Genomic DNA, 760 nt, shown 5'->3' with positions numbered 1-760 from the left:
CTGCTTGTAAGGCAGATGCTCTCCCAGCTGAGCTAAGCCTCCATGGGATAAAGTGACCCGTAGGGGATTCGAACCCCTGTTACCTCCGTGAAAGGGAGGTGTCTTAACCCCTTGACCAACGGGCCTTGCTAAAAATACGCATGATGTCGATTCTACGGAGAGAGAGGGATTCGAACCCTCGAGACGCTTGTGACGCCTACACGATTTCCAATCGTGCTCCTTCGGCCAACTCGGACACCTCTCCTTGAAAAGATGGCTCCCCGAACAGGACTCGAACCTGTGACAACTCGATTAACAGTCGAGTGCTCTACCAACTGAGCTATCAGGGAATGTTATGAGTTGTACGCAGAAAGAACAAATTTATTGTCCGCTTGGCGACGTTCTACTCTCCCAGGACCCTGCGGTCCAAGTACCATCGACGCTGGAAGGCTTAACGTTCGTGTTCGGGATGGATACGCGTGGTTCCCTTCCGCCATCATCACCAAACGGTTCGCTTTGCGTAAACAAAACGATGTGAATTCAAGGTCGCTTGTACCCTGAAAACTGGATCGAAACAAGGCTCCGTTTTATCTTTTATCGTTCCGTTGTGCTTCGCACAAAGGTCACTTCAAAAAGATAAATCTTCGCTGCAACAATGCTGAATCTTTTAGCTAATGCTTCCGAAGCTAGCTTTTCTTCGAAAAGCTCTTAGGATAAGCCCTCGACCGATTAGTATTCGTCAGCTGCACGCGTTACCGCGCTTCCACCCCGAACCTATCTA

At 49.6% G+C, this 760-nt stretch carries 3 tRNA genes and 1 rRNA gene; all 4 read right to left on the bottom strand.

Going from position 1 to position 760, the window contains the following annotated elements:
- Positions 1–53: 53 nt before the first annotated feature.
- Positions 54–125, bottom strand: a tRNA-Glu gene (locus ACFQI7_RS37820).
- A 30-nt stretch (positions 126–155) separates the two neighbouring features.
- Positions 156–244, bottom strand: a tRNA-Ser gene (locus ACFQI7_RS37815).
- A 9-nt stretch (positions 245–253) separates the two neighbouring features.
- Positions 254–329, bottom strand: a tRNA-Asn gene (locus ACFQI7_RS37810).
- A gap of 40 nt (positions 330–369) precedes the next feature.
- Positions 370–486: ribosomal RNA gene (gene rrf / locus ACFQI7_RS37805) — 5S ribosomal RNA — on the bottom strand.
- Positions 487–760: the final 274 nt, after the last annotated feature.

It is taken from the genome of Paenibacillus allorhizosphaerae (genome assembly GCF_042659105.1).
GTDB lineage: Bacteria > Bacillota > Bacilli > Paenibacillales > NBRC-103111 > Paenibacillus_G > Paenibacillus_G allorhizosphaerae.
This window is presented reverse-complemented; position numbering and strand designations above follow the sequence as displayed.